This is a genomic window from Streptomyces sp. NPDC008238, from assembly GCF_042956445.1.
Classification (GTDB): domain Bacteria; phylum Actinomycetota; class Actinomycetes; order Streptomycetales; family Streptomycetaceae; genus Actinacidiphila.
Genome location: NZ_JBIBGK010000001.1, coordinates 771973 through 795186, shown reverse-complemented (window position 1 = coordinate 795186; position 23214 = coordinate 771973). Strand labels below are relative to the sequence as shown.

Sequence of the window (23214 nt, the reverse complement as noted above, 5' to 3'; positions counted from 1 at the left end):
CTCCTCCCCGGCCGCCGCCGCGGGGGCCGGCGCGTGACCGGCCGGGCGGGACGCGGCGGCCGGGTCGTCGTCGGCGCGAGCGGGTCCCTGGCCAGCCTCGCGGCACTGCGCCGCGGCCTCCGCGAGGCCCGCGCCACGGGCTGCCCCCTCCTCGCCGTCATGGCGTGGGAGCCGCCGGAGGGCGAGGTCCTCTACCGCCTGCGGCCCGAGTCCTCGTGGGCGGACCTCTGGGCCGAGGCGGCGGCGTGGCGTCTGGAAAGGGCCTTGGAGGAGGCGCTGGGCGGCACGGCGCAGGGGGTGCGGATCGAGCGGTGGGTGGTCATGGGCCGCCCGGGGGCGGTGTTGTGCGCCGTCGCGTCGGGCGCCCGCGACCTGCTGCTCGTCGGCACGGCGCGGCCCTCGCGGACGCCGTCGGGTCTGCACCGCAGGCCCGTGCAGCGGGCCGTCCTCGCGCACGCGGTGTGCGACGTCCTGATCGTCGCCGGGCCGCGGCTGCTGCCGCGCGAGGCGCGCCTGCTGCGCCGCGGCCGCAGGCGCGACGCCCGCCTGAGGGCCCGTCAGGCCCGGCGCTGAGCCCGGACTCCACGCTCCGAACCCCGCACCCCGCACCCCGCACCCCGCACCCGAGGAGGGAACCCCCGTATGACCCGAGGGACCGGCCCCGCTCCGCACTCCGATCCCCGCAGGGCACGCGAGTGCCGGACCTGCCGCGGCTGGGGAACGCTCGTCGCCGCCCTCGGCGGCCTGGCCCTGTGCCGGGGCTGCCAGCTCCCCCGGCAGCGGTCCGGCCCGGCCGTCCCGTACGCCCAGGAGACTCCCCCGCCCCGCGCCGCCCGGTACGCCTCGGCCGCCCCGGCCGTCCGCTGCCCGTCCGCAGGGTGCTGAGGGCGTGGCCCCCTCCGGCATCGGCCCCCCGATCGGCGGGTCCCGCCGCCGCGCCGGCACGTGCGTGGGGGCCCGCAGTACTGCGGGCCCCCACGCACGTCCCCGGCCGGGGTCAGCAGTCGCGGAACTCCGGCGATTGGTTGAGCACCTGGGACCGCACCGAGGTGAAGCGGGCGTGGATCTCGCCGCCCTGGTCCTCGGGCCGGAAGACGGCGACCCGGTGGCAGTTCTGGAAGGCCAGCGTCACCCCGAAGTGCCGCTCCAGGCTTCCGCGGATCGCGTCGCTCGCCAGGGCCCGCAGCAACTGGCCACGTTCCTTCTCCGACGGCGGAGGGGTCCGATTGTCGGCGAAGGCCGCGCCGCCGGCCCGCAACTGGTCCACGAGTGCGGCGATCAGGTCGTAGGCGTAGGGCAGCGAGGTGCGGACGGTGTCGACGAAGTCCTGCGGGTCGACGTCGCCGCTTTCGGCGTCGGCAAGCAGCCGGGGCGAAACATCCAAGGACATGGTGGGGGTTCCTTTCGGGTGACGGGTCGGATCTTCTGTTGCGAGAGGTCGCCCGGCGGTCTTCAGGCCGCAGGCGTCGTCAGCGCGGCGGGGCCGTGCCGGAACTCGGGGTCGATCTGGTCGGCGAGTTTGCCGCCGGTGGCCTGGTCCGCCCATGCGGCGGCGTTGCGGAGGTGGAACTCGACAGCGTGCGCCTGGAACGCCGCCCAGTCCTTGGTGCGGGCGTCCAGGGCGGCCCGGAGCTTGCGCAGGGCATGGAGATTGTGCGGCTCGAGTTCTCCCTGACCGCGGCCCTGCTCCCGGGCCCGGACCCAGGAGGAGTGCGCGCCGTAGGCCAGCAGGTCGTCGCCCACGTGCTCCTTGAGGAAGAGCAGGTCGTCCTCGTCCTGCACCTTGTTGCCGACCACGGCCAGGGGAACGCCGAACTCGGCGGCGTGGTCGCGGTACTGCCGGTACACCGACACGCCCTTGCGGGTGGGCTCGGCGACCAGGAACGTCATGTCGAAACGTGTGAACAGTCCCGAGGCGAAGGCATCGGCGCCCGCGGTCATGTCGACGAGGACGTACTCGCCGGGGCCGTCCACGAGGTGGTTGAGGTAGAGCTCCACCGCGCCGAGCTTGGAGTGGTAACACGCCACTCCCAGGTCGCTCTCGTCGAAGGCGCCGGTCACCATCAGCGGGACCCCGTTGACGGACTGCACATGCCGGACGTGCACCGGATCGTCGCCGAGGAGCCGCAACAGCCGCGAGCCCCGCCCGGGCGGCGTCGTCTTGATCATGGCCTCGCGGGACGGGATCCGCGGGTTGGTTCCCCGCAGGTGGTCCTTGAGCTCGCCTACCCGGGCACCGAGGGGCGGAGCACTGAAAAAGCCACCATCCGGCAGCCCGAGCGCGTGCGCCAGGTGCTGGTTGATGTCCCCGTCGATGGCGACGACCGGCGCGCCCGACCGGGCAAGGTACCGGGCGAAGAGGGCCGACAGGGTCGTCTTCCCGCTGCCGCCCTTGCCGACGAACGCGGCACGCACCGTCACCACCACCTTTTGAAAATGGATGTCATGTTCCAAGATTCCTCAGCCACGGGGAGCAGTGTCAAATCCGGTGGGCCAACCGGCTTCATTCGCAACGCAGTTCGAAGCCGAGAGGGGTCCGGGGCACACGTCGGGCCGCGGCGAGCGTCGCGCCGAGAGGGATTCAGGGGTGGCCGCGGCATGCTATAAAAATGGAAACCATGTTCATTAGATTGACGTGGAGCCTCTGCCGGGCGGTCCGGGGCAGCGCCGATCCGAACCGAGGGGAAACCCGTGCCCAAAGGTCGTCTGACGGTGGCCATCGGCAATACCCCCGCCTCCAGGGGCGCCGTGGTGGACCGGCTGTCGCGGGCGCACCCGGACGCCGTGCTCCTGGCGGTCTCCGTCCACCACCGGGACGGCCGCTACCCCCTGGTGCAGCGCTTCACGGTCGGCGCCCATCCCGGCGCCGTCCCGTCCACACCCCGTGGCGCCACCGGAGACCCCGCCGTCATCGTCCACCAGGACCTGATGGCCCTGAGCGGGGCGATGGGGAACCCCAGCGTCATCCTCGCCCTCCCCGACGAACTGGACACCCTGTCCTTCGCGGTGGAGCTCTGGCATCCCCGGGTGGGCCACAGCACCCTGGAGGACCACTACGAACCGGCCCCCACCGTCCTGGGACTGGACCCCGAACCGTTCCTCACCGACCTGAAGTGCGTCCACCAGGCACGACCGCTCTGGGACGGCCGCAACGGGGCGGCGCCGACGACGGCCGCGGAGATCGCCGCCCGCCAAGTGGAGGCCGCCGACCGCCTGTTCGTCCTCGGCACCTCCGACGCTCGCCCGGGCGCCGACAGGGCCGAAATCCTCGTACGCCACATGAACCCCGCGGCAGCGCTGCACGATGCGGACAGCGGCGGTGTCGCCGACGGGCCCGCCGGCGACACCGCACTCCTCGACGCCTGGCGGCATCGCCTGGAGCCGGTACGCGTGCTTCGCGTCCACGAGGCCACCGGCCACGACATCGGTTCCTTCGTGTGGCGGGCCCGCAGGCCCTTGCACCCCCGTCGGCTGGCCGACGCGCTCGGGGCCGTCATGTTCGGAGTGCTGCGCAGCCGCGGCCACCTGTGGCTCTGCAGTCGTCCCGACACCGTGGTCCTCTGGCGATCCGCCGGTCCCCACCTCGAACTGCTCGAATCCGGTCACTGGCTGCGCGAGGACGACACCTCGTCATGGCAGGCCGCCTCCGCGCAGCGCAGGACGATGGCCTCCTGGTTCTGGCACGAGCACTTCGGCGAACGCCGCAACGAGATCGCCTTCACGGGCGCCCCGCTCGACCACCACCGCATTCGCGGCGCTCTGGACGCGGCCCTGCTGGACGACTCCGAACTCGCCCTGGGCCCACGGAAATGGGCATCCGTCCCCGACCCGCTGTTCTTCGAACCCGGCCCGTGAGCCGAGCCCCGGCGTCGGGTCGGCAGCGGTCCCGCGAGGCCGGCGCAGTCGTGCCGTGGGCCCGGTAACGCCGGCCACGCGTCGGGCGGCTGCGCACGCCGGCCGGGGAAGCCGGGTCAGTGGTCGTCCCAGTGGCCCTCGTGGGCCGCGTGACGGTGCCCGTCGTGGACGTAGTCGATGTGGTTGCCGTGCGGCACGGCGACATGACCGCATCCCTCAGCGTGCTGGTGGCTGTGCCCCTCGTGGGCCACGTGCGCCGTCGCGTCGCATTCGTCGATGTGGTCGCCGTGGCCGCGATGGAGGTGTCCGTCGTGGGCGTAGTCGGTGTGGTCACCGTGCGGTACGGCGACATGGCCGCAGCCTTCGCCATGGGTGTGCTGGTGCTGATCATGCGGACGGTGCTGGTCCGTGCTCTGCATCGGGACTCCTTTCGTGGCGCCTCGCACGCTCACGGGACGCCGGTCACGTGTCACCGCTGAAGCATCGTCGACCGATAAGCAGCGTAGCGCCGGATATGTACCCACTGCCCGTCGGCACCCGCACCGCCGGGCGCCCACAACTGCCGCACGCGTCGCAGAAGTAGATGGTTTTGAAATTCGTTATCATCTACTCTGGAGGAACCCGGCACTCCGCCGCCACCAGCCCCGCGACCGTCCAGAGAGACCTTCATCGTGATCACTGCCGCGACTCCACGCATCCACCCTCGGCCGTTCCTCGACGACTCCATTCCGCTGTGACACCCGGCGACGAGCACGCCCACCCCGTCACGTACCGCCGACGCGCTGACGCCCCGACCTGGAGGCCGGCGTGACGACCACCCCTCACGACGGGGAGGTGGCCGTGCCGGGCGGCCGGCGCACCCCTCAACGGAAATGGGTCCTGGACGCACTGATCGACAGCAACGGCTTCGTCAGCGCTCAGGCCCTGTACACCCGCCTGGTCCACCTGGGCAGCCCGGTGGGGCTGAGCACCGTCTACCGGACCCTCAGGGTCCTCGCCGAGAGCGGTCGCGCCGACATCGTCCGGGACACCAACGGCGAGCGGCTCTTTCGCTACCGACCCTCTGCCGAACACCGGCACTACATCCTGTGCCGTCGCTGCGGACTCAGCATGGCGGTCGAAGCCGCAGCGGTGGAGGCGTGGGCCAAGACCGTCGCCACGTTCTCGGGCTTCGCCGAAGTCGAGCACACCGTCGAACTCACCGGCCTGTGCCCGCAGTGCCGCGCACGGGCATGAACGTCCGCTCCATCCGGTACGGCCACGCCCGCGGGTCCGGCGACGGGGGCCCGCGGCCGGCGCCCACGTGGCCGTCCGGATCCGCGAGCGCCCGGGGCGTTCCGGCCCTTGCCGGCCGCCTTTCAGGGGTGCTGCGTCAACCGGGCTTCGTGCTCGTGTTCACAGGCGTCGCCCACCTCGTGGACGAACCACTCGGGGAACGGGTCGGTCGCCACGACGTCGTCCTCGCCGGCCACGAGACAGGCCGACAGCGCCGCGTGCAGGGCTTCCGGTCGCAGGCCCACTCCGATGAACACCAGTTCCTGGGCGTGGGGGGAGTCACCCTCCGGAGCGCCGGACGGCTCGAACCGCGCCACGGAACCGGCCTGCGACCACAGTCCCGTCACCTGCGGTCTGCTGACCAGGCGGAAGAAGCCCTTGGAACGCAGGACCTGCCCGAACGCGCCGCTGTCGAGGCCTTCGCTGACGAAGTCCCACAGGCGACCGGGATGAAAGGGGCGGTCGGAGCGGAAGACGGTGCTGGAGATGCCGTACTCCTCGGTCTCCGGCACATGGTCCCCGTTGAGCTCCATGACCCACCCGGGCGCCTGCTGAGCCCGTTCCAGGTCGAACCGCCCGGTGCCGAGCACCTCATGCGCATCGACCCGACCGTGCCGGGCCGGCACGATGCGCGCGACCGGGTTGAGGCGCGTGAGCGTGGCCCGAAGCCGGTCGGCGGCCTCCTCGTCCACGAGGTCCAGTTTGTTGAGCACGATGACGTCCGCGAACTCGATCTGGTCCATGAGCAGGTCGCTGACCGTACGTTCGTCGTCCTCGTACTGGTCGAGTCCCCGCTCGGCGAGACCGTCCCCACCCGTGAGCTCGGTCAGGAAGTTCGCGGCGTCGACGACGGTGACCATGGTGTCCAGCCGGGCCAGCTCGCCGAGCGTCGTCCCGTCGTCGCGGGGGAAGGCGAAGGTCGCGGCCACCGGCATCGGCTCGGAGATGCCGCTGGACTCGATGAGCAGGTAATCGAAGCGATCCTCCCCGGCCAGCCGGGCCACTTCTTCCAGCAGGTCCTCCCGCAGGGTGCAGCAGATGCAGCCGTTGGTCATCTCGACCAGGCGTTCCTCCGTGCGGGACAGGGCCGCCTGGCCGCCGCGCACCAGTGCGGCATCGATGTTGATCTCGCTCATGTCGTTGACGATCACCGCGACGCGAAGGCCGTCGCGGTTGCGCAGCACATGGTTGAGCAGCGTGGTCTTACCCGCGCCGAGGAAGCCCGACAGCACGGTCACGGGCAGTCGATCGTGTGCCACGCCCGTCAGCCTTCCGGGCGGAGCAGGCCGCGCTCGTAGGCCTTGGCGAGCCTGCGAGGGACCCGGTGCACCGAACCGGCCACGGCGACGGGGACCAACTCGGCGGGGGCGGCCTTCCACCGGGCCCGGCGATGACGGGTGTTGGTGCGGGACATCTTGCGCTTCGGTACGGCCACGGCAGATCACTCCTCGATGGGGTCGGCATCACGCTATATGACAATGGTTTCCATTCCAAAAAAGCCCCCTCTCCGCCGCTCCGGGCGCGGGACGGCGGCCCCGGCCGCGACTCGGCAGCCCCCGAGAGGTTTTGCCCCGGCCGAGTCGATAGTGGTATTCATTTTCATCTAAGCTGCCGATGGGCGTGGCCGTGAGCCCGCTCCAACGACTCCCCTTCGCAGGCCTTGGAGGCTTCCTTCATGTCCCAGTCCACTTCCCGCCTTGCCGTGCTGCTGGCCGGTGCCGCGTCGCTCAGCCTGCTGACCGGCTGCGGGGGTTCCTCCGACGACACCGCGAGCGACAAGAGCAGCGGTTCCGCGCCCAAGGTGACCGTCGTCGCCTCCACCAACGTCTACGGCGACATCGTCGAGCGCATAGGCGGCGACCGGGTCGACGTCACGTCGATCATCAGCGACCCCGACCAGGACCCGCACTCCTACGAGGCCGGCACCCGCAACCAACTCGCCCTGTCCAAGGCGAAGGTCGTGGTGGAGAACGGCGGCGGCTACGACGACTTCATCGACCGGATGCTGGGGAGCGGCAACGCCTCCGCGGACGTCGTCAACGCCGTCGAGGTCTCGGGCCGCACCGCTCCGGCGGGCGAGGAACTCAACGAGCACGTCTGGTACGACTTCCCCTCGGTGAGCAAGGTCGCCGACCGCATCGCCGACGCCCTGGGCAAGGCGGACCCCGCCAACGCCGGCACCTTCACCGAGAACGCGGCCGCCTTCAAGAAGAGCCTCACCGCGCTGGAGGACAAGGAGGCCGCCCTCAAGTCCGCGCACGAAGGCGACGGAGTGGCGATCACCGAGCCGGTGCCCGTGTACCTGCTCGAGGCGTCAGGACTGGTCAACCGGACACCCGAGGAGTTCAGCGAGGCCATCGAGGAGGGCGACGACGTGTCCGCCAAGGTCCTCAAGACCACGCTGGACCTCTTCTCCGGCAACAAGGTCGAGGCCCTCGTCTACAACGCGCAGACCTCCGGCGCCCAGACGGAGAAGGTCAAGTCGGCCGCCGAGGCGGCCGGCGTACCCGTCGTCCCCGTCACCGAGACCCTGCCCGCCGGCAAGGACTACCTGACGTGGATGAACGACAACGTCGACGCACTCGCCGACGCCCTGAACAAGTGACCCGGCGACCCTCAGGGCAGGTACCCGGACCCCGCACGGGAGACACCGGCGCCAACGCCGCGCCGGCGCCGCTGATCCGGATCAGGAAGGGCGGTCTCCGGCGCGGGGACCGCACCCTCTGGGAGGGACTCGACCTCGACGTGGCGCCCGGGCAGTTCTGGGCGGTGCTGGGACCGAACGGCTCCGGCAAGACCAGCTTGGTCCAGGCCCTCCTGGGCCTCCGGCCGCTCTCCCACGGCACCCTGCGCGTGCTCGGCGACGATCCCCGCCGCGCCGCGCGCCACATCGGCTACGTGCCGCAGCAGGGCACCGCCCCCGCACACGAGATGGTGCGCGCCCGCGATCTCGTCGGCTACGGCCTGGACGGACACCGGTTCGGACTCCGCCGGCGCGACGCCGCCACACGGCGGCGCATCGACGCCGTACTGGAGTCCGTCGGAGCGTCGGCGTACGCGAACGCGCCGCTCGGCACCCTCTCGGGCGGCGAACGGCAGCGCGTCCGCATCGGCCAGGCACTGGCCACCGACCCGCGCGTGCTGCTGTGCGACGAGCCCACGCTCTCCCTGGACCTCCACCACCAGCGCGCGGTGACCGAACTCATCGACCGCAGGCGCCGGGACCACGGGACCGCCGTGGTGTTCGTGACCCACGAGGTCAACCCCGTCCTCGACCTCGTCGACCGGATCCTCTACCTCGCCCCGCAGGGACACCGCACCGGTACGCCGGAGGAGGTGCTGACGTCGCGATCCCTGTCGGCGCTGTACGGCTCCCGGGTCGACGTCCTGCGCGTACGGGGCAGGATCGTCGTCGTCGGAGCCCACGACCAGCAGGCCGTGCACCACCCGGAACACCCGGGAGCGGACGCCGAGGACGCACACGAGACCGACGGAGCACGCCCATGACAGCGACCGGAACGTGGCAGCAGCTGTTCGACTTCCAGGACTACGGCGCCCTGCTCGGCCTGGTGCGCAACTCCCTCATCGTGGGCGGCGTCCTGGGCCTGGTCGGCGGGCTCACCGGAGTATTCGTGGTGCTCCGCGACCTGCCCTTCGCCGTGCACGGGATCAGCGAACTGTCCTTCGCGGGCGCCTCGGCGGCCCTGCTGCTCGGGGTGAACGTGGTGGCGGGCTCCATCGCCGGATCTCTCATCGCCGCCTCCGTGATCGGCGTTCTGGGCACCCGCGCCAGGGACCGGAATTCGGTCATCGGCATCCTGATGCCGTTCGGGCTCGGCCTCGGCGTCCTGTTCCTCGCCCTCTACAAGGGACGTTCGGCCAACAAGTTCGGCCTCCTGACCGGTCAGATCGTGGCCGTCGACGACCCGCGGACCGGATGGATGCTCACCGTTTCCGTGCTCGTGCTGATCGCCCTCGCCGCCATCTGGCGTCCGCTGACCTTCGCCAGCGCCGACGCGCAGGTCGCCCGGGCACGCGGCCTGCCGGTCAGGGGGCTGTCCGTGGCCTTCATGCTCATCCTGGGCATCGCGATCGCCCTGTCGGTACAGGTCGTCGGAGCACTCCTGGTCCTCAGCCTGGTCGTCACCCCCGCCGCGGCGGCGAGTCGGGTGACAGCCTCTCCGGTGCTCCTGCCCCTGCTCAGCGTGCTGTTCGCCGTCGTCGCCATAGAGGGCGGCATCCTCCTCGCCCTCGGCAGCAGCATCCCCATCAGCCCCTACGTGACGACGATCTCCTTCCTCGTGTACGTCATGTGCCGGCTGATCGGGCCACGTCGCACCCGACGCGTACGGACGACCGCCGACGTGACGGGAGTCGCCGGCGCAGCGGTGCTCCCTGGTCGGACGTAGAACGAGCGCGGCGCCCGCGGACGAACCGTCCGCGGGCGCCACTTCGATGTGCGCCGGCAGGGAAGTCAGGCGGGCAGGGGGAAGCTACGGCCAGGTCCGCTGCGGTCTGCGCAGCGAAGACGGGCCGGGTGAACGTGTTTTGCACCGCCGTGGCCGGCTTCGGCAGGCCTCGCGGGAATGCGCCCCCGTCATCGAGGAGCCGGCCGGAGTCCGCTACGGGGGCGGTTCTCCCCAGTGGGGCCGCAGGCTGCCTGTGCGGGGTCCGTGTGAAACGCGGCCACGCACGTTCATCTCGCCTCCACGTGATCGTCGGGAGAACGTCCGGCTGGTTGTGGAGAGTGCGGTTCTGGCGTCGCCCCACCGCGCGCCGGAACCCAGCCCGATGCGGGCCGTACTGAAAGACGCACAGCCTTGTCCCTTCTCCGCCTCCCGAGGGCTGCGGCCCGCCCGGCGCTGCGCACCGCGCTGGTGGGGGCCGCACTTGCGATCTGCTCCGTCGTCGCCGGTCCGGCACCGTCCGCGTCCGCGCATCCTTTCGGGCCGCCGTCGACGGCCACGGCCGACGTCCAGGGCTCCCGCCTCGTGATCGCGTGGAACACGGACAAGCTCGACTGGGTGGCGCTCGGCCAGTCGCTCGGGGTGTTCAAGGGCCAGGAAGGCGGAGGAGGTACGTCGAGCCTTTCCTTCGCGCAGAGGCTGCAGAGCTCGCCGGTCGTCCGCGGCTACCTGCTCGAGCACCTCGCGGTCGCCCAGGCGGGCCGCCCCTGCCAGGCGTCGGTCGTCGGGGCCATGAAGGACTTCCTCGCCCAGGGAGCGCAGGTCGCCTTCGACTGCCCGGCGCCCGTGGTCGACGTGGACGTCACCATCAGCGCGCTCACGGACCTCCACCCGGCGTACCGGACCATGCTCACCTCCGCCGGCCCCGCCGAGCCTCAGCAGACGCTGTTCACCTCCGCCCGGCCGACGACGCACGTGCGGTTCACGACTTCCGGCGGAGGGGTCCGCAGAACGGTCGCGGTCTTCTCCGCCGGCACCTTGGCCGCCGCCCTCGCCATCGGCGGGTTGGTCATCCGGCAGTCGCGACGCCGCAGAACCGCACATGCCGCCGGCGCCACTCCCACCTCGGTTCACCACGCCCAGGCCACGCCACACGAGCAGGACGCGCCGTCGGCCGACACCGGCGCCCCTTCCAGGAGCAACGCATGACAGGGACAGGAAGTCTCGACAACCACCTGCTCGCCCTCTTCGACAGCGGGTCCCTCTTCTGGGTCGTCCTGGTCGTCGCACTCGGCGTCGGTGCCGCTCACGCGGTGGCCCCCGGCCACGGCAAGAGCATCACGGCCGCCTATCTGGTCGGGACACGGGGGCACTACAAGGACGCGGCACGTCTCGGCGTCATCGTCGCGACGATGCACACCTTCTCGGTGCTGGTCCTCGCGCTCCTGTGGGTGGGAGTCAGCAGCACTGCGGTCAGCACCAAGACCGCCACCGCGTGGATGCAGGTCGCGGCGGGAACGGTCGTCGCGATCGTGGGCGTGGGGCTGATCTACCGCCACCTGCGCGGCCGCGGTCACTCCCATGACTACGGGCAGGGACACGGGCACGGACACGACCATGGGCACGCTCATCCCCACCCGCACGGCCACTCCCACGGGCATGCCGAGGAACACGGCCACTCGCACGCACACCACGGCCACGGCCACGGCCACGGCCACGGCCACGGCACGGTGGTACAGGACGACAGCGCCCACGCCCACCACCACGTACAGCAGTTGACCAACCCCTGGTCCCGCAAGGGACTGGCGGCGCTGGCCCTCTCCGGCGGCCTGCTGCCGTCGCCGTCGGCGTTCCTGATCTTCGTCAGCGGTCTGCTGACGGGGCGTGCCCTCGGAGCCCTGGCCATCGTGATCACGTTCGGGATCGGCATGGCGCTGACGCTCACCGGCGTCGGTGTCGCCACCATCCGCGGCTTCTCGCTCGTGGAACGGCAGTTCCGCGGCCGGACGGCGACCGCGAAGCTGCGGAAGTGGACGCCTCTCCTGGCCGGTGCCGCGGTGCTGACGGCGGGGTGCTTCTACATCTTCAGTGCGGCGTCCACGCTGCAGGACGACGGTGCCGACGATCTGGTCCCGGCCTCGAGCACCACAAGGGTGCCGTAGCCACGGACGGGGCCGGCCGGTACCGGCGGGTCGCCGGTCGGAAAGACGATCACCCCGTGGGAAGGACCGCACCCGGGACCGCGGGTGCGACGACTCCGAAGGCTGACGGGCCGACCCCGCCCGCGTCCATGTTGCTGCACCAGCATAGCTATTGCAACTCATGTGCAATAACAGGCGTAGGCTGACGGCGGCTCACCCGATCACACCGCTCGAAAGGGGCTGTGCCTGATGGGCACGTACGCGCTTCCGGACATGCCTTACGACTACGCCGCGCTGGAGCCGGCGATCACCGGGGAGATCCTCGAACTCCACCACGCCAAGCACCACGCGGCCTACGTCAAGGGCGCCAACGACACCCTCGAGCAGATCGCCGAGGCACGCGACAAGGACACCATCACCCCCACGGGTCTGGTCGGCCTGGAGAAGACCTTCGCCTTCAACCTCTCCGGCCACGTCCTGCACTCGATCTTCTGGCAGAACCTCTCGCCCGACGGCGGCGACCGCCCCGACGGGGCCCTGGCCGACGCCATCGACGAACACCTCGGCGGCTTCGAGGCCTTCAAGAAGCAGCTCACCGTCGCCACCGCCTCCGTCCAGGGCTCCGGCTGGGGCGTCCTGGCCTGGGAACCGCTCGGCGAGCGCCTGATCGTCGAGCAGGTCTACGACCACCACGGCAACGTCGGCCAGGGCACCACCCCGCTCCTGGTCTTCGACGCCTGGGAGCACGCCTACTACCTCCAGTACAAGAACGTCCGCCCCGACTACGTCACCAAGCTCTGGGACCTCGTCGACTGGAACGACGTCGTCGCCCGCTTCGAGGCCGCGAAGGCCGCGTCCGGCGCCTGACGCGCACGGCCCGCGCCCGTCCCCGCTCGCACCACGGGCGGGGCCGGCCGTACGGGACGCCCCGCAAGCCCCGTGGCCAGGGCAGGCCCCCTACCCGGCGGGCCGGTCCCGGCGGGACACTGACCAGGGATCGTGCCGAACGGGACCAAGGGGGTACGGGATGACGGTCGGCTCCGGCGACGCGGCGGCCTCGGCCGAATCCCCGGCGCGCCCCACGGCGCGATCCCTGGCCCGGTCCCTGACGGCGCTCGGCCTCGAACCGGGCGGCGTCGTCCTCGTGCACGCCTCGCTGCGCGGCGCGGGCGGCACCCGCGCACGCACCATGCTCGACGCGCTGCTGCGTGCCCTCGGGCCGCGGGGCACGCTGGTGGCGCCCAGTTTCACGCCCGAGAACTCCGACTCCTCCGCCGCCCACCGGGCCCGGGTGGCCGGGCTGACCCCGCGGGAGGCCGCCGCCGTGCGGGGCGCGATGCCGCCGTTCGACCCGGCGTCGACGCCCGCGCCCGGGATGGGGGTGCTCTCGGAAGCGCTGCGCGTCCGGGCGGGCGCGGTGCGCAGCGCCCATCCGCAGACCTCCTTCGTCGCGTACGGCCCGGCCGGGGGCGCCGTCACGGCGGGGCACCGCGCCGACTGCCACCTGGGCGAGCGGTCCCCGCTGGCCGCGCTCTACCGGGCCCGCGCGAGGGTCTTGCTGCTCGGCGTCGGGTTCGACGTGTGCAGCGCGTTCCACCTCGCCGAGTACCGGGTGCCCGACCCGCCCCGGCGCACCTACCGCTGCGTCGTCCGCAGGGGCGGGCGGCGTTCCTGGTGGAGCTACGAGGACGTGGCCCTGGACGACTCGGACTTCACCCTGCTGGGTGCCGCGTACGAGGCCGGGGGCACCACCCGCACCGGCACGGTGAGCGGGCTCCGGTGCCGTCTGCTGGACCTGCAGGACGCCGTGGACTTCGCGGCGCGCTGGATGCCCGCGAACCGGCCGCGCCGGACGGGCACCGGGGACAGCGGGCACAAGGGGGGCGGGATCACCTGAGGTGGTCGAGCACCCGCCCGGCGCGCAGCAGTTGCAGGTCGTGCCGTACGGCCGCGGGGAGCGCGGCCTCGTCGTACGGCACGCCGTCCAGGAACTCGCGCAGGCCGACGTCGCCGACGCGCGACATCGTGTAGGGCGGGACGGAGTGGCGGGTGAGGACGAGGGGCCCCGGCGCGGCATGGCCGAGGGCCTGGGCGAAGACCGCGCGAACCCGGTGGAAGTGGCGTTCCTGGACGCCGCCGAGGTCGATGACGCCGGCGGCCCCGGCGTCGGGGGGCGTGGTGCCGCCGACTCTTCGCAGCGGCAGCCGGCCGAGGTCGTGCAGCAGCACGTGGGCCGCGGCGTACTCGAGGGTCTGCCGGTCGGAGAGGCTGCCGCCCTTCCCGTGGAGCCGCCGGGCGATCTCCGCTCGGGGCTCCTCCCGGAGCCGGGTGAGGAGGTCCCCGATCGGGTCCTCGTCCGCGGGCAGGGGGAGGTCGGTGAACAGCTCGTAGTGGCCCGCCATCGGCCCCCGGCCGAGGACCCGGCCCAGGTGCTCGACCAGGAGCCGGCCCTCCTCGGCGACGACCGGGGCGGGCAGGGCGTTGATGCGCGCGCCCAGTTCACCGACGTAGAGCACCTGCAGGTAGGGCAGCCGGCCGGTGACCGCCAGGATCCGTTCGGCCATGAGCACGGCGGGCAGTACGTAGCTCATCGCGCGCAGCGGCATGCGTACGGAGGCGCCGAAGACGACCCGCAGCGCCAGCGGCCCGTAGACCGCCTTGCTCACCACGTCCAGGAGCGGCTCGACACCCCCCTCCGGCAGCCCGCGGACGTAGCCCTGGAGGCGGGCCGTACGGCCGACGACGGCGTCGAGGAGGGACGGGCGCACACGGTTGACCAGGCCGGCGGCGGCGCCGTGCTCGGAGGGCCGGAACTGCGCCAGGCAGGAACGGACGTCGGCCTCGGCGAACGGGACCATGGTGTCCTGTCCCATCAGCGGGATCCCGCGCAGGACCCCGGTGAGCAGGTTCTCCTGCCGTTTGCCCAGCCCCTGGGCCGGGGCGGGGGCCGGCCCGAGGTCCGGGGCCGGTTGCGCCCGCGGGCCGGGACGGGACAGCGCCGCGGGGTCGACCCCACCCATCAATGAGTCGTACATATAAAGTGATAGCCAGTCATACATGTGCTGCGGAACGGGTCATGACGAGACGTCAGCGGATTCTTCCATGATGACGCCAGTGCGGGCGTCCGTGACCGCGCCCGTTCGTACCGGTTCGGACGGGTGGGGGATGAAGAATACGTACACCTACGCCGTGAGTTACCTGCATGGCAGGGACGAGGCCTGGGTAACGCGTTTCCTGGACGACCTGGACCGGCGGCTGGGCAGTTCCCCGGTCCGCTTCGTCAGGACGGCCGCGGACGGCGCACGCGGCCCGGGCTCCCCCGGGGTGGCCACGGCGGACCGCGTCCTCGTCCTGTGCTCGCCCGCCTACTTCAGCGAGGGACCCGCCGACGCGGACTGGGCGATGCTGGCCCACCGCACGAGCCTGGAACGCGCCCGCGGGGCACCGGAGAGCGGCATCGTGCTGCCCCTGCTCTGGGAACCCGTGCCCCAGCGGATGCCGGCGGTGGTCGCCGAGGCCGACACCTTCACGGCGGGACAGCCGCCGGAGTACCGGACCCACGGACTCGCCCTGATGACGATGCAGGCGGCACGCCACCGGGCCGCCCTCGACGAGGTGCTCGGCAACCTGACGCGGTGGCTCACCACGGGCGCCCCCGGCGGGAGCGGTCCCGCCCCCGAGGACATCCCCGCCGAACTCCCCCCGGCCCTCGCCTCGGACGACGCCCGCTTCACCGGCCTGTACCGGGGACTGCTGACGGGCACCACGTCCGGCGCCAACGGCGGGCACCCGCTGGGTCGGCGGCTGAGCTGGCAGGACGGTCCGTCCCGGCGGCACACCCCGTCCGGGGAACCGGCCGCCGCGGGACGGCGGTTGCTGCTGATCGGGCCGGCGGGTTCCGGGCGCAGCGCGGTGCTCGGGCACCTGGCGGACCGCGTGGCGGCCGGCCCGGGCGGTGCGCCCTGGGGGTGCCAGGTGGCGTTCACCCTGCGGGCGGACGCCGGCGGGCTGCCCTCCCCCGACGGGATCGTCCAGGCGGCCGCCCCCTCGCTGGCCGCGCGGGAACCCGCCGGCTGGAGCGCCCGCCAACTGCGCGCCGGGCGGGCGCTGCTGGCCGTCCACGGCCTGGACCGGGCCCCGGTCCACATGCGCCCCGCGGCCTGGGAGTGGCTGCTGCGCACGGCCGAGCGCTACCCCGACGCGGTGATCCTGGTGGAGGCCAACGGCAGTTCGGTGCCCTGGCACCGGATCGACGGGGTCTTCACCCCGGTGCTCCTCGAACCCCTCGACCGTGCGGAACGCGAGGCCCTCCTCGCCGGCGGCGACCCCCTGGCGGTCACCCCCGGCGGCGGTCCCGCGCTCGCGTCGGTGGCCGACGACCCGCTGCTCGCGGACGCCGTGCGCTGGCCGTCCGCCGCGGTGGCCGTCCGCCACGCGGCACGCGCCGCGGGTGAGCGCGGACCGGACCGCATGGACCTGCTGCGTGCCGCGGTGGCCGCCGTCTGGCGCCCCGACCGGGAGGCCGCCCACACCCGCACCCGGGTGCGCGACAGCGTGCTGCGGGCAGCGGCCGGCGGCCTGGCGGCCGCGACGCTCGGCGCCGGGGACGCCCCGCTCCCGGCCGGCACCGCGCTCGACGCGCTGTACGGGCTGGGCACGCCCGGCCTCACGGGCACGGTTCCCCCCGACCGGCTGCTGTCGCAACTGGCCGACGAGGCGGGCATCCTGTTCTCGCCGGCTCCGGCGACGATCGCCTTCGCCGGCGACTCCGTACGGCAGTACCTGGCGGCGGAGCACCTGGCGGCCCACCCCGGCCCGGCCGGCGACGCCGTCCTCGCCGGTCACGTGGAACGGACGGGGTCCTCGGGACTCGCCCGGCTGGTGGCCGAGTTGAGCGCGGCCCGTAAGTCGCTGCCCGAGGTCCCCGGGCTGCTGGAGCACGGTGCCACCGGCCGGCGGCTGACGGCCGGGGCGGCACCGGGGAGACCGTCCGCGGGTCCGCTCGTCGTCCGCTCCGCCGGCGAACTCGCCGGCCTCGCCGAGCGGGGGGAGGACGCGCCGGAGGTCTGGTGCCGGGGGCCGCTCGGGGATCTGGGGGCCGCGCTCGCGCGCATCCCCGGACTGCGCGGCCTGGTGATCTCGGACCACCCGGAGATGACCGCGGTGCCCGACCTGAGCGGCTGCGCCTCGCTCCGCTCGCTGCGGCTGTCCGACTGCCCCCGGCTGCACGACCTGAGCTCGCTCGGCGGCTCCCCGGTGATGTTCCTGACGATCGCGCCCTGGCACCCGTCCCTCGACCTCGGCCCCCTCCGGGACGCGGCGTGGCTGCGGAGGATCGACCTGGTGACGGCCGGCGCGCCGGGCGGCGGCGAGACCGTCCGCGCCCCGCGCGTGGGGCGGGCCGACGTGCGCGTGCACGCGCCGCCGTGGCCCCCGGAGGGCCTTCCCGGCCTGTAGATCGACTGCGACGCGGTCCGTTACAGTGGCGCCACGGCGCGTGGTGGCATGACGTTCTCGGGGGGCACATGCGGTACACCAAGGTCTTCGACCCGCAGGCGCCCGGCGCCGCCGAGGAGACCGGCACCGATGGGTCCCCGGGACGCCGGGACGACCGGGTGTACCTGTTCGACGAGGACACGGTGCTCGCCGTCAACGTCGCCCTGGTGACGCGCCGCCCCCTGCTGGTGCTGGGCCCGCCCGGTTCCGGCAAGTCCACGCTCGCGCCCAACGTGGCCCGCGTCATGCGCTACCGCTTCTACTCCGAGGTCGTCACCGCCCGCACGGAGGCACCGGACCTGCTCTGGCGCGAGGAGGCGTTCCGCCAGCTCAACGACGCCTCGCGGGGCAGGCTCGGCGCGCCCGGCGATCAGCCGTACCACCGGCCGGGCCCGCTGTGGAAGGCACTGGACCCCGCGCTGGACGAGGCGGCCCCGGCCGGACTGCGCGACCGCCCCGCCGTGGTGCTCATCGACGAGATCGACAAGGCGGACCCCGACCTCCCCAACGCCCTGCTGGACCCGCTGGACAACCTGCGCTTCGAGGGCCCGGACCGCGGCCTGGTCACGGTGCGCCCCGAGATCGGCCCGCCGCTGGTCGTCATCACCAGCAACGAGGAACGCGAGTTGTCGGCCGCGTTCCGGCGCCGCTGCATCCCGTTGCGGCTGCGGGTCCCCGGGCGCGACCACCTGCTGGAGGTCGCGCGGCTGCACATGGGCGCGGACTTCGATCCGGAACTCGGCGCCGAGGTGGCCGACCTCTTCGTCGAACAGGGCGCGGGCACCGGTCACCTGACGGCGGCGAGCACCGCCGAGTACCTGGACACGCTGCGCGCCTGCCACGAGATGGGGCTGACCGCCGATTCCGAACTGTGGCGCAACGTCGCGCGGTTCGCCATGGTCAAGGACACCTACGAGCCGACGGCCTTCGCGTGAGCCGCGGTCCCGTGCACGCCGGAGACGTCGTGCGTGCGGCCGCCGCCCTCGGCATCCACGACCCCGCCGGTGTCCTGTCCCTGGTCCGGGCCATGGGTCTGCCCGGGCCCGCGCCCCGGCCCCCGGAGCCGGACGGCCCGGCGGCGCCGCCCCGGCCGGACCCCGGGCCCCCGCCACGGGTCCCTCCCGCCGGCCGGACGTCACCCCGCGACGAGGCCGTCGTGGCGGAGCCGCCGGCCGGGGCCCCGGCGGGCACCGCCACCGCGGGGCGGTCGCTGATCACCTTCGCACCCCGGGAGACCCCGCCCCCGGCCGGACAGACGGACGGTGGGCCGACGGGGCCGGAAACGCCGCTCTTCGCCGACCGCGAGGAGGTCACCGAGCGGCCGCTCGCACCGCCGTGGAACCCGCGCACCCAGCAGGCGATCATGCTCACGGTGGCGGCCACCGAGGCGCTCGGCAGGGAGCTCGACCACCACCGGCTGATCGACCTGCTGGTACGGCGGCTGGGCGGCCGGCTGCCCCCCGGCGGCCTGCGCCTGCCGTACCGCCGCCGTCCGACCACGCGGGCGGGTCTGCACGTGCTGCTGGACCGCAGTCCCTCCATGCGGCCGTTCCGCCACGACCACCAGTGGGTGGCCCGGCTGGCCCGGCAGGTGCTCGCCCCCGACCAGTTGCGGGTCCTCGACTTCCGGCTGCCGCAGGGCGCCGGCACGGGCGGCGGCAGCGCGTGGGACCCGGCCGTGCGCCCGGCGCCCGGGACGCCCGTGCTGCTCGTCTCCGACCTCGGCCACCTGCGGCCTCCGGTGGCGACGCGCCACCAGGCCTCTCCGGCCGACTGGCTGGCCTTCCTCCGCCGGCTGCGGCACGCCGGGCACCCGGTGACCTGTCTGACCCCGTTCAGTCCTGACGTCTACCCGCCCGCGGTCCGCCGCATGGTGGCGCTCGTCCCGCTGGACCGCCGCACCTCGGTGTGGTCGGCGCGCTCGCAGATCAGACGGCTGCGCCGCCGGGGGCCCGCGTGGTGACGGCGGCCGCCGGACGGAGTTCCGCGGCCAGGCTGGTCCACGAACAGCGGCAGGAGGAGCCGGACGTCGTTCGGCTGGCGCAGTCGCTGAGCCTGGCGGCGCAGGCCGAGCCGTACTTCGTGCGTGCCGCGCGCCTGCGGTTCGTACCGCGCAGCAGCGCCGGACTGGAGGCCCAACTCTGGTTCTCGCCCCTGGTGGAGGCCGCGGGCGGCCTGACCATGGTGCTCGATCCCGCGGTGGCCGCCGTGCTGCGCCGGGAACTCGCCACGCGCGACCGCGCCCTGATGGCCTCGGTCCGCAGCTTCACCGAACGCGCCCACCACGAGGCGCCGTTGGCCGTGCGCACCTTCGAGACCCTCCTGTGGACGGGCACGGCGCAGGCGGCGCCCGCCGAGGGCGACATCCGGCGGGAGCTGGAGCCTTTCCTCGACCGGGTGCTCGCCGGTGGCCCCGAGGCGCTGGAGGCCGGCCGGTGGGCGATCCGCCACCTGCCGCGGCTGCCCGACGCCGTACGGGACTCCGCGCCGGCGCGGCGGCTGCGCATCGCCGCCGCCGAACGCCTCGGTCTGGAACTGACGCCGGCCGCGGCGGGACTGCTCCCCGAGGAGGTGACGACGGTCCGCAGGATGGTGCACGGGGACGTCGACATCGGAGTCCGCGCCGAGCCGGGCGGCATCGTGCTGACCAGGCCGCCGGAACGCGACGCCCAGGTGTGCCAGGTGAGCGGGGCCGCCCGGGTCAGGCTGCGGCTGCGGGCCGCCCTCCCCGGGGCGGCCTGGCACGACCTGGACCTGCACGACCGCAGGCGGGCCGCCGCCGCCCTGGACGTGGTGGCCGCGGCCCGGCTCGACGGCAGCCTGGACGGTGCCCGGGCGGAACTGGGCGACGTGGTGCGCTGCGTCTGGGCCGGGGAGCACGGGGCGCTCGCGGTCAGCGCGGGGGGCCGCACCGAGATCCGGGTCGACGCGTCGGGACGGGTGCTGGTCGCGGACCTCCCGGTGCCGCCCGACCTGCTGGCGGTCGCCGACGCGGGGCCGCCGAGGGCGGCGGCGGCCGGCGGTTCCGGGCTCCAGGTCGTCGGGGCGGCCCTCGACGCCTCGGGCGAGGTGACGGCCCATCCGTGGTCCCCCGCGCCGACCGCACTAGGCTGGGCGGCCCCCGGCGGGCCCGGCAGCGGCCCGGCCGTCCTCTGCGTGGCGGCGGGCCGGAAGGTGCACCTGCTGGCCGACGGCGACCCGCGGCGCGTGGTGCTGACCCTCGATCACCCGGCGGACGTCACCCACCTGTGGACGTCGGTCTCGGCGGCCCTGGTCGCGGTCGCGGACGCCGAGGGCCGGGTCGTGGTCCGTCACGCCGCGGCCGGGAACGGCATGGTCGCCCGGCCCTTCGCCACCGGCGGGTCGCCGGTGACCGCGCTCGCGGGCGACCCGCTGAGCGGGGACGTCGTCTGGGCCACGGGCGACGGCCGGGTGTGGCTGGCCCGGAGCCCGGAGGACGACGCGCCCGGCCCGGTGCCGCTCGGCAGGCTGCCCCGGCCGGCCACCGCGCTGGCCGTCTCCGCCCACGACGCCGCGGTGGTCGCCGCGGACGGCGGACGGCACCTGCTGCGGCTGCGCCGCCCCGCACCCGGCGCCGCGGAGGACCCCGGCGCCGCGCCGCTCCCCGGTGCCCGGTTGCCGTTCCAGGTGCGCGAGGTGTTCACCGCAGGCCGGGGCCGCCTGATGCTCACCGGAACCGGCGGGCCGGTCGAGATACGGTCCGAGGACGGCCGGGTCCACCTCGTACTGCCCCACTCCGCCGCGTCCACCCCACGGGCGCCGGGGCCCTCCTGGCTGCGGGAGTCGGTCGGCGTCGCGCTCCCCGCCGCCGGGACGGACCCGCCGCCCGGGGAGCTGCTGCGTGCGGCCCGTCGCAGCGGCATCGGCCACATCCGCCTCTCCGGACCGGTCCTGGCCGATCCCCGGGGCACGGAACTCACCGTGGAGCGGGCCGCGGAGGCCGGGCTGCGCGTCGTCGCCGGCCTCGGCGTCCCGCCGCCGGGGGCGGCTCCCGCCGATGTGCTGGACGAGGCGCGGCGCCTCCTCGACGCCCGCGTCGACGCGCTGCTGCTGGAGGACCTGCCGGCCTGGCCCGCCGGTCTGCCGGACGACCTGCGGCATCTGACGGACGCCTATCCCGGCGCGGCGCTGATCGGGGCCGCCGGCCCCGGGCCCTCGGACGGCGACGTGCCGCAGGAGGCGCCCGGACGGGCCGCCGTCCATCTGACGGTGGGTCCGGCGCCGCTCCCGCTGCCCGGGTCCTGGACGGCCGCCCCCGGAACGGCCTGGGCACTCCCCGAACGGCCGGCCGCCGACCCGGGCGTCCTGCTGGCCCTCCCGGGCTGCCACGAGGTCCCCGTCGCCCTGCTGACGGCCACGGGGTCCAGGGCGGAGGCGCTGCGCGTCCTGCTGTCCGTCAGGGCCCGCCAGCAGGCCCTGGTCCACGGCACCGTCGAAGGGCTGCCCGAGCCGGTGCCGGGCGTGACGGCGCTGTGGCGGCGGCACGGCAGCGAGGCCGTCCTGTGCGTGGGCAACGCCACCGACGCGGCGGTCGGCGTCACCGTACCGGCGCCCCCCGACGGACCGGAGCTGGTCGGGATCGGCACGCTCGGTACGCAGGACCGGTCGCCGGACGCCGCACACGAGGGCGCCTCCGGAACCGCCGGAGGGCGGTGGCCGGTCACCGTCCGTCCGTCGGCCGGCGGGTACCCGGTCACCGTGGCCGCGGGCGAGACCCACTGGCTGAGCCTGTGGGAGAACACCGACCCCGGATGGCGGCCGGGCGCATGATCGGGACGACGTCACGCCCGCTGGTCTTCCTCAGCCGCAGCGAACGCCCCGGCTGCGCCTGCACGTGCTGGCCCGCCAGGAGATCCGTGATCGGCCTGCTGGAGGCCGCCGGCTGCGAGCCGATCGTGATCGACCGGGAAACGCTGGTGCCGGGCCAGGACTGGATGGAGGCGATATCCGACGGCATGGGCAACGCCCACGGCATGGTGCTGCTCGCGTCCCCGCACGCCGTCGAGTCACCCCACGTCCAGAACGAACTGGCGATGGCCGAACTGCGCAACCGCCACGACGGCTTCCCCATCATCCTCGTGCTGCTCCCGGAGATCGACCGGGAGAGCCTGGAGGCCAGCCGGCTGGGTTCGCTGAGCCCCACCCGGCGGCAGAACATCGACTGGCCCGCCGACGGCGACCTGGTCGAGGTCGTCCGGGACATCACACCGCAACTGGAGCTGATGAAGGCCCAGGTGAACGAGGACCGGGTGCACCAGCGGGTCGTGCAGCACCTGCGCGAGGTCGACGGTCCGGTGCTCAGCCGCGCCGGGGACAGGCTCGGCGTGTCGCGGGAGATCCTGCTGCCCCTGATGCACCACCGCGTGGCGGAGGGACTGCTCACGGAGCGCCGCAGCGAACCCCAGGACGACCCGCTGCGCGCGGCCCTCACCGAACTCCTGCCGCTCCAGGCGAGTTCCGGATCGCGCGAGGTGATCGAACTCAGCGTCACCCACGCCCGGGTCCCGGCCTCCGACTCCCGGCGCATCAACGAGGTGCTCACGGCCCCGGCCGCGCCGCGCGCCGCGGTGCTGCCCGCGCACTCCACCGAGACCGCCCGGCGCTTCGTCCACCGCGCCAGCGGCCAGCCCGTCGCCTGGGACCACTTCGTGGTGCCCATCGACGCGGGGTCCGGCGTCGCGGAGAGCCTCGTCGACGGCGTCCGCGACCACCTGGCCGAGGTGGACGTCCACGACCTGGAGACCCTGCTCCAGCACGAGCACGACTTCGGCCCGGTGGTGGTGATCGTGCCGCATCCACCGGACCCCGACCTGATGGCGCGGCTCGGCGAGGAGTTCCCGGCGGGTGTCCTGTTCCTCTTCGTGGTCGACGGCGACCTCGTCGGTACCGTGCCCGATCCGCTGCCCCGGCTGCAGGGGCTGCCCCGCCCGCACGAGGACGAGATGAACCGCACGATCCGCACCTTCGTGCGCCGGTACGCGGGCCGCAACTGACGCCGGGCCGCCCCCGGGGATCGGGGG

The 23214-nt window shown here is 73.8% G+C and carries 22 protein-coding genes; 16 read left to right on the top strand and 6 right to left on the bottom strand.

All coding sequences use genetic code 11. The features are described 5' to 3' along the window. The first annotated feature begins 33 nt into the window (after window positions 1-33). Both ACFZAU_RS03670 and ACFZAU_RS03665 read left to right on the top strand, forming a co-directional pair. On the top strand, window positions 34-573 hold the full coding sequence (locus tag ACFZAU_RS03670) for a universal stress protein (protein ID WP_500550901.1): 540 nt from the start codon (window positions 34-36) through the stop codon (window positions 571-573). Window positions 574-642: 69 nt separating this feature from the next. Then, window positions 643-885 (top strand): hypothetical protein, encoded by a 243-nt coding sequence (locus ACFZAU_RS03665; protein WP_500550900.1) that lies wholly within the window; start codon window positions 643-645, stop codon window positions 883-885. A gap of 112 nt (window positions 886-997) precedes the next feature. Here ACFZAU_RS03665 and ACFZAU_RS03660 read toward each other — a convergent pair whose 3' ends face one another. Next, complete coding sequence (locus ACFZAU_RS03660; RefSeq protein WP_500550899.1) at window positions 998-1390, bottom strand: SCO5389 family protein; 393 nt, start codon at window positions 1388-1390, stop codon at window positions 998-1000. A 62-nt stretch (window positions 1391-1452) separates the two neighbouring features. Then, window positions 1453-2415: an ATP-binding protein gene (locus ACFZAU_RS03655; protein ID WP_500551117.1), complete on the bottom strand. Its 963-nt coding sequence runs from the start codon at window positions 2413-2415 to the stop codon at window positions 1453-1455. 297 nt (window positions 2416-2712) lie between these two features. Here ACFZAU_RS03655 and ACFZAU_RS03650 point away from each other — a divergent pair, with 297 nt between their 5' ends. Next, the gene (locus ACFZAU_RS03650; protein WP_500550898.1) at window positions 2713-3855 is read left to right on the top strand and encodes a GTP-binding protein; all 1143 of its coding nucleotides are present in this window, start codon (window positions 2713-2715) and stop codon (window positions 3853-3855) included. 116 nt (window positions 3856-3971) lie between these two features. Here ACFZAU_RS03650 and ACFZAU_RS03645 read toward each other — a convergent pair whose 3' ends face one another. Next, complete coding sequence (locus ACFZAU_RS03645) at window positions 3972-4274, bottom strand: hypothetical protein (protein WP_500464036.1); 303 nt, start codon at window positions 4272-4274, stop codon at window positions 3972-3974. A 388-nt stretch (window positions 4275-4662) separates the two neighbouring features. Between ACFZAU_RS03645 and ACFZAU_RS03640 the strand changes: the two genes are divergently transcribed. Continuing rightward, complete coding sequence (locus tag ACFZAU_RS03640) at window positions 4663-5091, top strand: Fur family transcriptional regulator (RefSeq protein ID WP_500550897.1); 429 nt, start codon at window positions 4663-4665, stop codon at window positions 5089-5091. Between the two features lie 122 nt (window positions 5092-5213). Here the strand turns inward: ACFZAU_RS03640 and ACFZAU_RS03635 are convergent, their stop codons facing one another. Further along, the gene (locus ACFZAU_RS03635) at window positions 5214-6389 is read right to left on the bottom strand and encodes a GTP-binding protein (protein WP_500550896.1); all 1176 of its coding nucleotides are present in this window, start codon (window positions 6387-6389) and stop codon (window positions 5214-5216) included. Window positions 6390-6394: 5 nt separating this feature from the next. Then, window positions 6395-6565 (bottom strand): 50S ribosomal protein L32, encoded by a 171-nt coding sequence (gene rpmF / locus ACFZAU_RS03630; protein ID WP_500550895.1) that lies wholly within the window; start codon window positions 6563-6565, stop codon window positions 6395-6397. A 240-nt stretch (window positions 6566-6805) separates the two neighbouring features. Here rpmF and ACFZAU_RS03625 point away from each other — a divergent pair, with 240 nt between their 5' ends. The 7 genes from ACFZAU_RS03625 to ACFZAU_RS03595 all read left to right on the top strand — a co-directional run bounded on the left by ACFZAU_RS03625 (window position 6806) and on the right by ACFZAU_RS03595 (window position 13574). Beyond that, complete coding sequence (locus ACFZAU_RS03625) at window positions 6806-7735, top strand: metal ABC transporter solute-binding protein, Zn/Mn family (protein ID WP_500550894.1); 930 nt, start codon at window positions 6806-6808, stop codon at window positions 7733-7735. Window positions 7736-7806: 71 nt separating this feature from the next. After that, window positions 7807-8637 carry a metal ABC transporter ATP-binding protein gene (locus ACFZAU_RS03620; RefSeq protein WP_500551116.1) on the top strand — a complete coding sequence of 277 codons (831 nt, stop codon included), beginning with the start codon at window positions 7807-7809 and terminating at the stop codon, window positions 8635-8637. Then, entirely contained in the window at window positions 8634-9539 is a 906-nt protein-coding gene (locus tag ACFZAU_RS03615) for a metal ABC transporter permease (RefSeq protein ID WP_500550893.1), read from the top strand. Before ACFZAU_RS03620 ends, ACFZAU_RS03615 begins: the two co-directional genes overlap by 4 nt. 411 nt (window positions 9540-9950) lie before the next feature. Then, window positions 9951-10745: a hypothetical protein gene (locus ACFZAU_RS03610; RefSeq protein WP_500550892.1), complete on the top strand. Its 795-nt coding sequence runs from the start codon at window positions 9951-9953 to the stop codon at window positions 10743-10745. Continuing rightward, window positions 10742-11698, top strand: a complete 957-nt coding sequence (locus tag ACFZAU_RS03605) for a nickel/cobalt transporter (RefSeq protein ID WP_500550891.1) — start codon at window positions 10742-10744, stop codon at window positions 11696-11698. Before ACFZAU_RS03610 ends, ACFZAU_RS03605 begins: the two co-directional genes overlap by 4 nt. A gap of 228 nt (window positions 11699-11926) precedes the next feature. Beyond that, window positions 11927-12544: a superoxide dismutase gene (locus ACFZAU_RS03600; RefSeq protein WP_500550890.1), complete on the top strand. Its 618-nt coding sequence runs from the start codon at window positions 11927-11929 to the stop codon at window positions 12542-12544. Window positions 12545-12704: 160 nt separating this feature from the next. Next, window positions 12705-13574, top strand: coding sequence for an AAC(3) family N-acetyltransferase (locus tag ACFZAU_RS03595; RefSeq protein ID WP_500550889.1), 870 nt, complete (start codon window positions 12705-12707; stop codon window positions 13572-13574). Here the strand turns inward: ACFZAU_RS03595 and ACFZAU_RS03590 are convergent. After that, complete coding sequence (locus ACFZAU_RS03590) at window positions 13567-14697, bottom strand: hypothetical protein (protein WP_500550888.1); 1131 nt, start codon at window positions 14695-14697, stop codon at window positions 13567-13569. The genes ACFZAU_RS03595 and ACFZAU_RS03590 overlap by 8 nt on opposite strands. Window positions 14698-14866: 169 nt before the next feature. Between ACFZAU_RS03590 and ACFZAU_RS03585 the strand changes: the two genes are divergently transcribed. The 5 genes from ACFZAU_RS03585 to ACFZAU_RS03565 all read left to right on the top strand — a co-directional run bounded on the left by ACFZAU_RS03585 (window position 14867) and on the right by ACFZAU_RS03565 (window position 23187). Continuing rightward, window positions 14867-17134: a large ATP-binding protein gene (locus ACFZAU_RS03585; RefSeq protein ID WP_500550887.1), complete on the top strand. Its 2268-nt coding sequence runs from the start codon at window positions 14867-14869 to the stop codon at window positions 17132-17134. Between the two features lie 68 nt (window positions 17135-17202). Further along, on the top strand, window positions 17203-18108 hold the full coding sequence (locus ACFZAU_RS03580; protein WP_500550886.1) for an AAA family ATPase: 906 nt from the start codon (window positions 17203-17205) through the stop codon (window positions 18106-18108). Next, complete coding sequence (locus ACFZAU_RS03575; RefSeq protein ID WP_500550885.1) at window positions 18105-19136, top strand: hypothetical protein; 1032 nt, start codon at window positions 18105-18107, stop codon at window positions 19134-19136. The genes ACFZAU_RS03580 and ACFZAU_RS03575 overlap by 4 nt, the downstream gene beginning before the upstream one ends. Continuing rightward, window positions 19130-21964, top strand: a complete 2835-nt coding sequence (locus tag ACFZAU_RS03570; protein WP_500550884.1) for a hypothetical protein — start codon at window positions 19130-19132, stop codon at window positions 21962-21964. Before ACFZAU_RS03575 ends, ACFZAU_RS03570 begins: the two co-directional genes overlap by 7 nt. Beyond that, the gene (locus ACFZAU_RS03565; RefSeq protein WP_500550883.1) at window positions 21961-23187 is read left to right on the top strand and encodes a toll/interleukin-1 receptor domain-containing protein; all 1227 of its coding nucleotides are present in this window, start codon (window positions 21961-21963) and stop codon (window positions 23185-23187) included. Before ACFZAU_RS03570 ends, ACFZAU_RS03565 begins: the two co-directional genes overlap by 4 nt. Window positions 23188-23214 lie beyond the last annotated feature (27 nt).